Origin of the sequence: Pseudomonas spelaei, from assembly GCF_009724245.1 — a bacterium.
GTDB lineage: Bacteria > Pseudomonadota > Gammaproteobacteria > Pseudomonadales > Pseudomonadaceae > Aquipseudomonas > Aquipseudomonas spelaei.
On the sequence record NZ_WNNK01000014.1, the window covers coordinates 1 to 13,950 of the forward strand.

Genomic DNA, 13,950 nt, shown 5'->3' on the forward strand with positions numbered 1-13,950 from the left:
AACTGGCTCTACCAGCAAAGGCCTCGCCGAAGGCCATGAGACCGATCATGACGGCAAGGCCGTTCGAGATCATGGCCTGAGTGGTAATCACATTGGGCGTGACCACAAAACTGATCGTGGTCATGGGGTCGCAACGTCGGATGTCGCGCACTCTAAAGCAACACGAGGGCTGTCAAAGGCCACCGCGATCTCAGCCATTACGCCAGGCGATCACAACGATAAGGGGTTGAGCAAGGCCAGTGCCTCAACGTCCCGATAAATACCCTTCGCTACAGATTATTTTCCGCTTTGGCGACATTGCTGCGGATCAACGCCCGCACGGCGAAGCGATTCGGATGACAGGCTTCGGCCACACTTCGAGGCAGGGGCAATGGTTCGTTGTTCAACCACGCCGCCAGCAACTCACCGGATAACGGCGCGGTGATCAGCCCGCGCGAGCCATGGCCACTGTTGACGTACAGGCCGTCCAGCCACGGGCAGGCGGCCTCCGGCGTGTGGCGGGCGTCCTTGCGCAAGGCGTTATAGGCCTGGGCAAAGGCGGGGTTGTCGGCCAAGGGGCCGACAATCGGCAAATAGTCCGGGCTGGTGCAGCGAAAGGCGGCGCGTCCTTCAAGGGTTTCGGGGGCCAGTGTGTCGGCGTGCAGGCGCTGCACCAGGTCTGGGGAGATCTCGTGCAGCAGGGCCAGGTTACCGGCATGTTCGGCGGCGGTGGGGGTCAGGTCATCGCTCTTGAAGTCAAAACTGGCTCCCAGGGTGTGTTCTCCCAGGCGTGCCGGCGCGACATAACCTTCGGCGCATACCACGGTGGCCAACGCTTCGCTGTCTGCTGTCTGTGGCAACCGGGTGATTTGCCCGCGGATGCGCTTGAGGGGCAAGTCGGCGCTGGCGGCAAAGCGCTTGACCTCGGCGGCTCCCGCCAACACCACCACCGGCGCGCTGGCCAGTAACGTGTCACCGTCCCAGGCCTGCCATTGATCGTCGACTTTGCGCAGTTCAAGTACATCGTGATGGACGAGCACATCGATGCCGGAATGCTGTGCTTGCCATTGGCAAAGTGCGGGGGGGTGGACCCAGCCTCCCTCCGGGAAAAACATCCCGCCATTCTCCAAGGCGATCCCGGCTCGAGCCTGGGCCTGGTCTCTGTCCAGCAGGTGCAACAAGTCCGGGGCAAACGCCTCGACCAGTTGCGCCTGCCGTTCGGCTTCCTTGGCATTGAACGCCAGTTGCAGGACGCCACAACCGTCCCAATCCACCCCACGTTGCAGATGCTCCAGCAGGCGTCGGGTATGCCCGAAGCCGCTGACAATCATCTGCGACAGCGCCGTGCCATGGGCCGATAGCTTGAGATAGAGCACCCCTTGCGGATTACCTGAGGCCTCCTGGGCCAGACCGTCATGCCGCTCCAACAGGCTGATCTGCCAACCCCGTGTTGCGAGGCTGGCAGCGCTGGCGCAACCGGCCAGGCCGCCGCCGATCACCAGGGCTCGACGTTCGCCGTTGAACACGGGCGGTCGGGCGAACCAGGGTTTGGCGACGGTAGGTGCCGGCGTCTCGGCCGGCCAACCGAGGAACTCACCCCGCAGGATTTCCCACTTGTGGCCGATGCCCGGTGTGCGCTTCATTTTGAACCCGGCGCCATTGAGCAGGCGTCGTACCCAGCCAGTACTGGTGAAGGTGCTGATGGTCGAGCCCGGCGCCGCCAGCCTGGCCAGTTCGGCAAACAGCTCGGCGGTCCACATGTCGGGGTTTTTCGCCGGGGCAAAACCGTCGAGGAACCAGGCGTCGATCTGTGCGTCCAGTTGCGGCAATTGCTCCAGGGCGTCGCCGATCAGCAGCGTCAGTATCACTCGACCGTTATCCAGGACCAACCGCTGGAAGCCCTGATGAATGGCGACGTACTGCGCCAGCAACTGGTCGGCAAACACCTTGAGTTCCGGCCAGAGGGCGAGGGCGCGTTGCAGGTCGGGGCGGCTGAGGGGGTATTTTTCCACGCTGACAAAATGCAGGCGTGCACCGGGTACCGCGTGCTGTTCAAACAACTGCCAGGCGCACAGAAAGTTCAGCCCGGTGCCGAAGCCGGTTTCCCCAATCACCAGTCGGCCGTCCGCAGGCAAGGCCGCAAAGCGCGCTTGCAAGCGGTTCTGTTCGATGAACACGTAGCGAGTTTCTTCCAGGCCCGACTGGTCGGAAAAATACACGTCGTCGAACACCCGCGAGCGTGGGCGTCCCTGGTCGTCCCAGTCGAGCTGGGCGTTGGGCTGTACGGGATTCATGGGCAACTCGGCAAAGACAAGGCGGCCATTCTAGCCGATCACGGGGCAGGCGATTGATCCACGGTTTCTCATGTCGAAAATGTGGCGGTAACCCATTAGTTTTTGCATGGAGAAAGCCGCTGAAATACCACGCTGAATGATCAACTATCAGCGTTAATTCAATGGCTTGCATCGGGGTATCGTTAAAGCCTGATTTGACGGGCAATAAGGAACTTTGCAGATGCAGGCTCAGGATGATTTGACCAAGACATGTACTCAATTGACGCAGCAACAGTTGCAAGCTGCCTTGTTGGAAATGACGGGCGACCTGGCCAAGGCCGAGGTGCTGCAAAAGCGCCTTCCGGGCTGGATGATCAATGCCCCGAAAGGGGTGCTGGAGGCGCTGGAAAAGGATGCTTCGCGGGTTGAAGACGCCAGGATTGCGGTTGAGGGGCATTTGAGGCGATTACGGTCGCTGGATGAGTTTTGCAGTGAGCATTTGAAGGCGTACTGCCGGAGGCAATGGCAGGTAACAGTGGACCCGAAAAAGGACCTTTTTGTCCGTGCCATCTATGAATTCCAGAAAGATGTTCTTCCGTTGGAATATGTGAGAACCATCAAGCTGGAACGACAGAGCTTGTTGCACATGGCGCTGCAAAACTTTTCCGAGGATGAGGAGCGAGCGGAGCGTTATCCAGGGGAGTCGCGGCTGCAGTCCGGGTCAGCCACCGGTGCAGTCATCGCGGTCACCCCGCACGAATTCGCCAAGGGGTGCAGGGACTTGGACCTTGGCCGGTTGTATCAGCAGCACATCGCTGAAGTATTCCATCTGGATATTGGCGAAACCGATAATGAGCCCTACGTCAACGATGCCGCGGTGGATATCGGCAGGATGAAAACCCTGGATGTAAAAATCGACGCGCATATCGCCTGCATGCGTGGCGATATCACCCAGGACACCTATGCCATGGTGAGTGCGCTGCTCGACCGGAATATGACCCCAGTCGAGGCCAAGGACCTGTTGTTTCAGGGGCGCCCGGTCATCTGGCAAGGTCTGAATGCACTCGACTGTTGCCTGTGGAGCGTCGTGGTGTTCTCTGGACGGCCGATTGCTGACTACCCGCAGGAACCCTGCGTGGTCTATATGCCAAATGAGCCCAAACGCCCGTTCTTTGAGTACCCCTCGCTCAATGACTTCAAGGCCTACCTGGATTTGAAGCTGGAAGTGGCCACGTACCGCACGTTCTTTACCGGTTACCTGGGAGAGGTTGACCGGCTCGGTTTTTTCAGTCGGTTTGACCTGCACCGCTCGGTGGGTGTGCTGGAAGCCAAACCCATAACGGCCAGCCTGGCAGTCCACTTTTTTGGCACTTACGTGGGCAAGCTGCAAATCGACGCGCGAACACTGGCGGTACCGGTGGCGGATGTCGATGAGGAAGCCCGCAAGCAGCGCGTGCTGGAGTATCTGGATGCTGGATTGACACTGCTCAATCTCGCCGGTTTTGTCGTCCCGGCGTTGGGATTACTGATGACGAGTGTGGCGGTGGGACAGATGCTCGGTGAGGTGTATGACGGCATTGAGGACTGGCGCCGTGGTGATAAGGATGAGGCACTCAAGCAGTTGGGTGCCGTGGCGGAAAGTATCACCTCGATGGTGTTGTTCGCGGCGGGCGCCAAGGTAGTTGGTAATGTATTGAAGCGGGCCCGGCTGAATTACTTCCAGGAACTGGAGGCGGTGCGCTCAAATGACGGCAATCCGCGACTGTGGCGTCCTGACATGAACCCTTATTCCCACGATCAACGTCTCGTCGACAACGTGGTGGCGGATGCAGAGGGCGTCTACAAAGTGGCTGGCCATTCATACGTAAAGGTGGATGGCTTCGTTCATCAGGTTTCGTTCGACTCCAAGCTGGGCCAGTGGCGGGCTCACCACCGCATGCGGCAGACGGCCTATCGTCCGGCCATGCTGCACAATGGCGAAGGTGCTTGGCGCTTCTCATTCGAAAACCCTGAGGACTGGGAAGACCAGGATTATCTCTTTTCACGTCTGGAGCCGGCGAGCCGTCACCCCGCGTTGGACTCCCGCAAATTGCGGCTGGTCAAGGACATTATGGATAAGCCCCACCGTTGGGGTTACCACCTGGCTCAGGAATGCCTGCCTTTCCCCGCGCGGTTTCGTGATTTGTACGAGCGTTTCAGGCTGGAGCAGTCCATCCACGATCTGATCTGGCTGCTGGAACGCGGTGTGTACCTCAACTCTGAAAGCGCGACCTTGCAGATGCACGCCTTGCCCTTGTTGCCAGGTTGGCCCAAGGGGCGCTATTTCGAAGTGCTGGATGCCCAGGGGAGCGTCAAGGCGCGTTATCCCTCCCTCGGTTCTTTTGATGATCTCAGTCAGCGAGTGACCATCACCGAGCACGCGGTGAGTAACGGACAAGTATTTGATGTGTTGTTGTCCCGATTGGATGAGCAACAAAAGATCGGCCTGTTGGGGGAGGGGATTGCCACCAATCAGGAACACGCTGTATTGGCGCGTCAATTGCTCGCGTCTCTCAAGACTGACCGCAAACCGCTGTTTGAGCAGTTGTATCAGTCCTATGACGGGCCGGTGCCGCACGAGTGGGCGTTGCTCAGGAAGACGTACCCGCAATTGCCGTATCGGGTCATGCGGGAGGTGATGGCTGAGGCATCCTCTGTGGAGTGGGAATCCCTGCGCGACCATCAGCGTGTTCCCATGGCGCTGGCCGAGTCGGTGCGGTACGCACTTGAGACACAACGCCTGGACCGCGCCCTTGCCGGTTTTGAACAGCCGGAGTTGGCAGGCCTCGACACCCAGTGTGTAGCGGTTCGAATGTTGCCGCGTGTTGAGGGCTGGGATAACACGCTGCGGTTTGAGTTGCGTCAGGACTCGCGACACGGTGAGTTATTAGCCCTGGGTGCGATCGCTGGCGCCAGCGTACGTCGGGTGGTCGTCAGGTCCCCGGCAGGTTTTGAAGTGTTCGATGCCAACGGCGTGAGCCTGGGGGCTGTCCAGGTTGGCCCGGACGGGCTGTTTGAGGCGGTTCAGCACACGCTGGCGGATGGGCAGCGGACGGCGCTGGGGCTGCCTCTGAAGGGGACCGAAGGCGGTTGGAGGCTGCGCCGTATGGTTGCTGCCCGGGCTCAGAGTGAACATGATGTGGCGGCCGAGGCTTTTTCTAATCAGGCTCACGAACCCCTGACGGTGGAAGTGCCTTGCAGAATGGCGGATTCACCGACCGGTTCGGTGGTACCACCCTCTGCGTTAGTGCGCAAAGTGAAGAAGATTTATCCACTGCTCAGTGATGCACAAGCCTCTGATCTGTTGCTGAAGGTATCAGGTGTTGATGAGCTATCCCAGGCCAAGGCCGTGGACAGGATGAAGGGTGAGTTGAACCACCTGCGGGCAGTCCTCAAACACTGGAAAGCCAACGTCGGGGATCTGGATAAACAGCCGGGGCTCAGAGACATTCGTCGCAGCCGCCAGCAAGTGGCCGAACGCATTGAAGCCTGTTGGCGGCGCCAGAGCTTTGTGCTCGATGAGTGGCAGGCGCCTGTTTACGGCCTGACCCTGGACGGGATGCGTGTGGGTTCATTGCCGAACCTGCCTCCCGAGATTCGTTTCGATCATGTCCGGCAGGTGTCACTCAAAAATATGCGGCTGGACGATGATGTCGCCTATTTTCTCAAGTGTTTCAAGGGCGGGCGCCGTCTGGATCTGGGCCACAACAAGCTGACCCGGCTACCGGAATACCTTTCTCGCATGCCCGAGCTCGAGAGTTTGTCGTTGCCCCATAACCAGATTGCACTGACCGAACACACCCGAAGAAAACTGGCCGACATGAGCACGTTGCGCCTGTTGGACATGAGCCACAACCCTATTGGGGAGCATCTGGATATCAGCAAAATGCACGACTTGCGTACGCTGCTGTTACAAGACGCCAAGCTCGTTGATCTGCCCACAGGGCTCGGGCGCCTGGCTCATCTGGATCATGTGGACCTGCGCAACAACTGGATCACCGTGTTGCCCGACTGGTTATTCACCGCAACCCGCAGCTTCAGTCAGGCGATCAACTTGGCGGGTAACCCACTGTCTACCACGACGATGACTGAATTGATTCGCTACCGCGACGAAGTCGGTATTGGCATGGGTTATGTGGAGGACGATCAGACTCGTTTCACCGAGTTGAGAGCCAGGGCCGTGTGGTTGCCGGAAGCAGTGTCCGCCCGAGACGCCAACAAACGTGCAGTCTGGGCCAACCTGCGCGATGACCCAGAGTCAGCACCGCTGTTCATGTTGTTGGCTCAATTGTCCGGCAGCGCCGACAGCCGTCATGTGCATGAGGATTTGACTCGACGGGTCTGGGACGTGTTGCAGTCAACCCATGACAGCGTCGAGTTGCGCGAGCAGGTCTTTCAACTGACGGCCCACCCGGCGAACTGTGCGGACGGTGCGGCAGAGATCTTCAGTCAGATGGAAGTCTTGAGGGCGGTCCAGAACGCGACCCGCGAGGCGGGGCGTGCCCAAGGCAACTCCGGAGCGCTGTTGAACTTGGGCAGAGGTTTGTTTCGCCTCAGTGAGCTGGAAAAAATTGCCGCGACCTACGCCGCCGAGCATTCCTCCGAGGACCCGCTGGAGGTCAGCCTGGCTTACAGAGTTGGGTTGGCCAGGGTCTTGGAACTGCCTGGGCAGCCCAGGCATATGCGATTTGCCTCGTTGGCCGACTTGACCAACGAGGCGCTGGAGAGGGCGCACGAACAGGTTATCAGCACAGAGCTGTCTCCTGCATTAATGCGTTTCATCGCCCAGCTGTCCTTCTGGAAAACTCATCTCAGGCAGCAATCTCCCCATGCATTCAGCTTGGCAACAGAGCCGTTTGATACGCAACAGCAGACACTCTTCGAGGGCAGTCAGCACCTCACTGACGGCGAATATCTCAGTCAAATGGAGGCCCTGCGCTCACCTCGCCGGCAGGCAGTAACCGAGGTGATGGAACGCCTGACCCAGCAAATGATGACGCACCAGGACATGGGCGTCTGTCATGTCCCCGAGGGATAGCCATCAGGCCCGGCGATTGATCCACGGCAAGTTCCTTGGAATTCCTTGCCCGCCGTGCTGCCCAATCCGCTAGTCTTGGTCCATCTTGGAAGGGAGCCGCCCATGTTTGAATCTGCCGAAATCGGTCACGCTATCGATAAAGAGACTTACGACGCCGAGGTTCCGGCGTTGCGCGAGGCTCTGCTGGAAGTGCAGTACGAATTGCAGCAACAAGGGCGGTTCCCGGTGATCGTGCTGATCAACGGCATCGAGGGCGCCGGCAAGGGTGAAACCGTCAAGCTGCTCAATGAGTGGATGGACCCGCGCCTGATCGAGGTGCGCACCTTCGACCAGCAGACCGATGAAGAGCTGGCCCGCCCGCCGGCATGGCGCTACTGGCGCCAGCTGCCGGCCAAGGGCCGCATGGGCGTCTTCTTCGGCAACTGGTACAGCCAGATGCTCCAGAGCCGGGTCCACGGTCAGATCAAGGACGCGCGACTGGACCAGGCGATCGCCGGCGCCGAGCGCCTGGAAAAGATGCTGTGCGATGAAGGTGCCTTGATCTTCAAGTTCTGGTTCCACCTGTCCAAGAAACAAATGAAGGCGCGGCTCAAGGCGTTACAGGACGACCCGCTGCACAGCTGGCGCATCAGCCCGTTGGACTGGCAGCAGTCCGAGACTTACGACAAGTTCGTGCATTTCGGCGAGCGCGTATTGCGTCGTACCAGCCGGGACTACGCGCCCTGGCATGTGATCGAAGGCGTTGATGCCCACTACCGTGGGCTGACCGTCGGCAAGATCCTGCTGGAAGGCCTGCAAAATGCCTTGAAAGTGTCCAAAGGCAAAGCCAGTGGCATGAACCCGGCGCCGTTGCCGTCTGCCGTGGACCAACTGAGCCTGCTCGACAGCCTGGACATGACCCAGCGGCTGGAGAAGGACGATTACGAAGAGCAACTGATTACCGAGCAGGCGCGGTTCTCGGGTTTGATGCGCGACAAGCGCATGCGCAAGCACGCCCTGGTAACCGTATTTGAGGGTAATGATGCGGCGGGCAAGGGCGGGGCGATCCGCCGGGTTGCGGCGGCGCTCGATCCGCGCCAATACCACATCGTGCCGATTGCCGCGCCCACCGAAGACGAACGGGCCCAGCCTTACCTGTGGCGCTTCTGGCGGCAGATTCCGGCGCGGGGCATGTTCACCGTGTTTGACCGCTCCTGGTATGGGCGGGTGTTGGTGGAGCGGATCGAAGGGTTCTGCACGCCAGCGGACTGGATGCGCGCCTACGGCGAGATCAACGACTTCGAAGAGCAATTGCGCGACGCCGGTGTGATCGTGGTCAAGTTCTGGCTGGCCATCGACAAACAGACCCAACTGGAACGTTTCCAGGCCCGGGAAGAGATCCCGTTCAAACGCTTCAAGATCACCGAAGACGATTGGCGCAACCGCGACAAGTGGGACGCCTACCGGGCGGCGGTGGGCGATATGGTCGACCGTACCAGCACCGAGGTTTCGCCGTGGACCTTGGTGGAAGCCAACGACAAGCGCTGGGCGCGGGTCAAGGTGTTGCGCACCATCAACCGGGCGCTGGAAGAGGCGTTCGACAAGTCCGACAAGCATGACAAAAAGGGCAAGAAGAAAAAGTAAGCGATGCTCGCGCATACGCGGGATGAATGATTGTCGCGGTTGAAGAGAGCCGGATCTATGCTCGATCCATCTCTCTACCACCACAACAAGAGGCAAGCCCATGCGTGAAGTAGTGATCGTCGACAGCGTGCGAACCGGCCTGGCCAAGTCCTTTCGCGGCAAGTTCAACCAGACCCGCCCTGATGACATGGCTGCCCATTGCGTCAATGCGCTACTGACCCGCAATGGGCTCGATCCGGCCAGTGTCGAGGATTGCATTGTCGGCGCCGGCTCCAACGAAGGGGCGCAGGGCTACAATATCGGCCGCAACGTCGCGGTGCTGTCGCGGCTGGGCACGGGTACGGCAGGGATGACCCTCAACCGTTTCTGCTCGTCTGGGTTACAGGCGATTGCCATTGCGGCCAACCAGATTGCGTCCGGCTGCAGCGACATCATTGTCGCGGGTGGTGTCGAGTCCATCAGCCTGACGATGAAGAGCGTCAACACCGATAACCTGATCAACCCGCTCCTCAAGGAGCAGGTGCCGGGCATCTACTTCCCCATGGGCCAGACCGCCGAAATAGTCGCTCGCCGCTATAACGTCAGCCGCGAAGATCAGGACCTGTATGCCCTGCAAAGTCAGCAGCGCACGGCGCAAGCCCAGGCAGACGGTTTGTTTGACGATGAAATCGTGCCGATGGCGGTCAAGTACAAGGTCGAGGACAAAAGCACCGGTGAGGTGCAGATCCTCGACGGCGTGGTGGATCGGGATGACTGCAACCGCCCGGACACCACACTGGCCAGTCTCGCCGGGTTGAAACCGGTGTTCGCCGAGGACGGTTCGGTGACGGCGGGCAACTCGTCGCAGTTGTCCGATGGTGCGTCGATGACCCTGGTGATGAGCCTGGAAAAAGCCCTGGAACTGGGGCTTAAACCCAAGGCGTTTTTCCGTGGGTTTACTGTGGCCGGCTGCGAGCCGGACGAGATGGGCATCGGCCCCGTGTTTTCAGTGCCCAAATTACTTAAGGCGCGGGGGTTGCAAGTGGCGGATATCGACCTGTGGGAACTCAATGAGGCATTTGCGTCCCAGTGCCTGTATGCGCGTAATCGGCTGGAAATCGACAACACCCGATACAACGTCAACGGTGGGTCGATCTCCATTGGTCATCCGTTTGGCATGACCGGGTCACGTCAGGTCGGGCATCTGGTACGGGAGCTGCAGCGGCGCCATTTGCGTTATGGGATCGTCACCATGTGCGTGGGTGGCGGGATGGGTGCGACCGGGTTGTTTGAGGCTGTGCGTTAGCCGATCTTGCCTTGTAAACCCGATCAGTGTGGGAGCTGGCTTGCCTGCGATGGCGGATTGTCATCTGAATGGATGCTGACTGATACTCCGCCATCGCAGGCAAGCCAGCTCCCACATTTGATTTATGGTGTGTCCTACAAAAAACCTCGCCCAAGTCCCGCCTGATCCCCCTAGAATGCTGGTTCCTCCACCTCTGGCTTTTTGGGGCATTCATGCACATCTCATCCGGCCGCTGGGTCTACGGCTTATCCCTGGCCCTGCTGACCGCGCTGCTCTGGGGCATTCTGCCCATCAAGCTCAAGCAAGTCCTGCAGGTGATGGACCCGATCACCGTGACCTGGTTTCGCTTGACCGTGTCCGGCCTTTGCCTGTTCGTCTACCTCGCCGCGGTCAAACGCTTGCCCAGTCGACGCGTATTGGGGCCGCGCGGCGGCTGGCTGGTAGCGATGGCTGTATGCGGGTTGGTGGGCAACTACGTGCTGTATCTGGTGGGGCTGAACCTGCTGAGCCCCGGCACCGCGCAACTGGTGGTGCAAGTGGGGCCGATCTTTCTGATGATCGCCAGTGTGTTCATCTTCAAGGAACGCTTCAGCCTGGGGCAGGGTATGGGGTTGCTGGTGCTGATTATCGGTTTCGGATTGTTCTTCAATCAGCGTCTGGAAGAACTGCTGACCTCCTTGGGTAGTTACACCGCCGGAGTGTTGACCATCCTGCTGGCGACCACCATCTGGACCTTTTATGCCCTGGGCCAGAAGCAACTGCTGACGGTGTGGAATTCCTTGCAGGTGATGATGGTGATCTACCTGTCGTGCGCCGTGTTGTTGACACCTTGGGCGCATCCTCTGGAAGCGCTGCAACTGAGCCCGCTGCAAGGCTGGTTGTTGCTCGCCTGCTGCCTGAATACGTTGATTGCCTACGGCGCATTTGCCGAGGCGCTGGCTCATTGGGAAGCGTCGCGGGTCAGTGCGACCCTGGCGATGACGCCCCTGGTCACCTTTGCCGCCGTAGCCGTTGCGGCGTCACTGTGGCCCGAGTATGTGCAGGCCGAGCAAATCAATGCGTTGGGCTATGGCGGTGCGGTGTTGGTGGTGCTGGGGTCTGCGACGGTGGCATTGGCGCCTTCGTTGCTCGCCGGGCTCAGGGCCCGGCGGGTACGGTTGATGTAACCGCTGTCGAGGCACGAGGCTGCGATGGGCTGTAGCCGCTGTCGAGGTACGAGGCTGCGATGGGTTGCGAAGCGACCCCGAGGGCGGCCCTGCAGACACACATCACAGCTTCGTGCCTCGACAGCCGCTACACCATGCTCTGCGGTCTCACCCATGCATCAAACTCTGCATCGGTCAAGTAACCCAACTCCAGCGCCGCTTCCCGTAGCGTCAGCCCTTGGGCATACGCCTTCTTGGCAATCTCTGCCGACTTGTCGTAGCCGATATGCGGGTTCAGCGCGGTCACCAGCATCAAGCCGCGCTCCAGGTGCTGGGCCATTTGCTCGGCGTCAGGCTCCAGCCCTGCAATGCAATGCTCCTGGAAGTTGCGGCAACCGTCGGCCAGCAGGCGAATCGATTCGAGCAGGTTGTGGATAATCACCGGCTTGTACACGTTCAACTGCAAGTGGCCCTGGCTGGCGGCAAAGCCGATGGTCACGTCATTGCCCATCACTTGGCAGGCCAGCATCGACAGGGCTTCGCACTGGGTCGGGTTGACCTTGCCAGGCATGATCGAACTGCCCGGCTCATTGGCAGGCAGCTTGACTTCTGCCAGCCCCGCACGTGGCCCGGACCCCAGCAGGCGCAGGTCATTGGCGATTTTCATCAGGGCCACCGCCAGGGTTTTCAGCGCGCCAGACAACGTGGTCAACGGCTCATGCCCGGCCAGTGCGGCGAATTTGTTCGGCGCAGTGACAAACGGCAGGCCTGACAGCGCCGCCAGTTCGGAGGCAATCGCCTCGCCAAAGCCATGGGGTGAGTTGAGCCCGGTACCGACGGCAGTGCCGCCCTGGGCCAGTTCATAGACGGCGGGCAGGGCGCTGCGAATTGCTCGTTCGGCGTAGTCCAGTTGCGCGATGAACGCCGAGACTTCCTGGCCGAAGGTGATCGGCGTGGCATCCATCATGTGGGTGCGGCCGGTCTTCACCAGCTTCATATGACGCGCCGACAATTCCGCCAGGCCGCCGGACAGTTCGCGGATGGCCGGCAACAAGTGCTGGTTGACCGCCTGGGCTGCCGCAATGCTCATGGCAGTGGGGAAACAGTCGTTGGAGCTCTGGGAGCGGTTGACGTGATCGTTGGGGTGTACCGGGACTTTGCCGCCGCGGGGCTTGCCCGCCAGCTCGTTGGCGCGACCGGCGATCACTTCGTTGGCGTTCATGTTGCTCTGGGTGCCGCTGCCGGTCTGCCAGACCACCAGGGGGAACTGGTCGTCGTGCTGCCCATCGAGCACCTCATCGGCAGCCTGTTCGATCAACCGGGCGATGTCGGCCGGGAGGTCGCCGTTACGGTCGTTGACCCGGGCGGCGGCCTTCTTGATCAGGGCCAGGGCGTGCAATACCGCCAGGGGCATGCGCTGGTCGCCAATGGCGAAGTTGACCAGCGAGCGTTGGGTCTGAGCACCCCAGTAAGCGTCGTCCGGGACTTGCACTTCTCCCAGGCTGTCGGTTTCGATACGGCTCATCGGGCACACTCCTTCCAAGACATGATTTCGCAGTTTAGGCCGTGATCGCCGCGAGGGGTTCCTTTGTGTTCTGTTTATCGACTTTCGTCGCGCAAATGCAGGCTCTATAAGGGGTGGGGTTGAGCGCCGAGGTTTTTTAGGCGCAGAATGGTCGCCCTTGGGGTCTTACCTCGCCTGCTAGAAAAGGAAACTCGATGACTCGTCTTCGTGCCATCTGTACCGCGGTTGCTCTGGTATGTGCCAGCGGCCAGGTTTTTGCCGATACCGCCAGCCACAACGCCAGTGCCGAAGCCTTCCTTACGCTGGCCCATGCCGACAAGCTGGGTACCCCGGTGTACATGCAAGTGCAGCAAATGTTCGCTCAGCGTTTCGAGCAGACCAAGGCGCCTGCTACCAAGCAAAGCGTGCTGGACAGCTACCAGGCCAAGGCCAACGCTGCCCTGGACCAGGCCATCGGCTGGAACAAGCTCAAGCCGGACATGGTCAAGCTCTACACCACTAACTTCAGCGAATCCGAGCTCAAGGACCTGGTTGCGTTCTACCAGTCGCCCCTGGGCAAGAAAGTCCTGGAAAAAATGCCTCAGTTGACCCAGCAGTCGGCCCAGATGACCCAGGCCAAGCTGGAAAGCGCGGTCCCTGTGGTGAACAAGCTGTTGGAAGACATGACCAACGAGCTGACACCGAAAACCGCAGCACCGGCCAAAAAGAAGTAATCAGGAATGAGCATGCAACAGCGTATTGAAGCGGCACTTGTCGCCCTGGACCCGGAACACCTGAGCGTGCTGGATGAAAGCCATATGCACAGCCGTGGGTTGCAGACCCACTTCAAGGCCGTGCTGGTCAGCCAGCAGTTCGACGGGCTCAACCGCGTCAAGCGCCACCAGAAGGTCTACGCCACCCTGGGTGACCTGATGAGCGAGTTTCATGCGTTGGCGCTGCATACCTATACGCCTGAAGAATGGGCGAAAATCGACGCAGCCCCGGCCTCGCCGACCTGCGCTGGCGGTCATGGCTGATCAGAAGGTGTCTCTGACACCTGGCAT

Annotated in this window: 8 protein-coding genes and 1 pseudogene; 7 read left to right on the forward strand and 2 right to left on the reverse strand. The window is 60.1% G+C overall.

The window, feature by feature from the left end; all coding sequences use genetic code 11:
• Positions 1-259, forward strand: a pseudogene (locus GNF76_RS29590) (hypothetical protein); the annotation flags it as partial.
• Between the two features lie 10 nt (positions 260-269).
• Here the strand turns inward: GNF76_RS29590 and mnmC are convergent.
• Positions 270-2,273, reverse strand: coding sequence for a bifunctional tRNA (5-methylaminomethyl-2-thiouridine)(34)-methyltransferase MnmC2/FAD-dependent 5-carboxymethylaminomethyl-2-thiouridine(34) oxidoreductase MnmC1 (gene mnmC / locus GNF76_RS16890; protein ID WP_155584275.1), 2,004 nt, complete (start codon positions 2,271-2,273; stop codon positions 270-272).
• Positions 2,274-2,493: 220 nt separating this feature from the next.
• On the opposite strand from mnmC, the gene GNF76_RS16895 reads away from it, so the two are divergent.
• The 4 genes from GNF76_RS16895 (at position 2,494) to GNF76_RS16910 (ending at position 11,403) form a co-directional block, all read left to right on the forward strand.
• A complete protein-coding gene (locus GNF76_RS16895; RefSeq protein WP_155584276.1) occupies positions 2,494-7,329 on the forward strand; it encodes an NEL-type E3 ubiquitin ligase domain-containing protein in 4,836 nt (1,611 codons plus the stop codon).
• 102 nt (positions 7,330-7,431) lie between these two features.
• Positions 7,432-8,952, forward strand: a complete 1,521-nt coding sequence (pap, locus tag GNF76_RS16900; RefSeq protein ID WP_155584277.1) for a polyphosphate:AMP phosphotransferase — start codon at positions 7,432-7,434, stop codon at positions 8,950-8,952.
• Positions 8,953-9,052: 100 nt separating this feature from the next.
• Complete coding sequence (locus tag GNF76_RS16905) at positions 9,053-10,237, forward strand: thiolase family protein (RefSeq protein ID WP_155584278.1); 1,185 nt, start codon at positions 9,053-9,055, stop codon at positions 10,235-10,237.
• Positions 10,238-10,449: 212 nt separating this feature from the next.
• Positions 10,450-11,403: a DMT family transporter gene (locus GNF76_RS16910; protein WP_155584279.1), complete on the forward strand. Its 954-nt coding sequence runs from the start codon at positions 10,450-10,452 to the stop codon at positions 11,401-11,403.
• Between the two features lie 127 nt (positions 11,404-11,530).
• Here the strand turns inward: GNF76_RS16910 and GNF76_RS16915 are convergent, their stop codons facing one another.
• Positions 11,531-12,907: a class II fumarate hydratase gene (locus GNF76_RS16915; protein ID WP_155584280.1), complete on the reverse strand. Its 1,377-nt coding sequence runs from the start codon at positions 12,905-12,907 to the stop codon at positions 11,531-11,533.
• A gap of 194 nt (positions 12,908-13,101) precedes the next feature.
• On the opposite strand from GNF76_RS16915, the gene GNF76_RS16920 reads away from it, so the two are divergent.
• Both GNF76_RS16920 and GNF76_RS16925 read left to right on the forward strand, forming a co-directional pair.
• Positions 13,102-13,620: a DUF2059 domain-containing protein gene (locus GNF76_RS16920; protein ID WP_155584281.1), complete on the forward strand. Its 519-nt coding sequence runs from the start codon at positions 13,102-13,104 to the stop codon at positions 13,618-13,620.
• A 6-nt stretch (positions 13,621-13,626) separates the two neighbouring features.
• On the forward strand, positions 13,627-13,923 hold the full coding sequence (locus GNF76_RS16925; protein WP_155584282.1) for a BolA family protein: 297 nt from the start codon (positions 13,627-13,629) through the stop codon (positions 13,921-13,923).
• Positions 13,924-13,950: the final 27 nt, after the last annotated feature.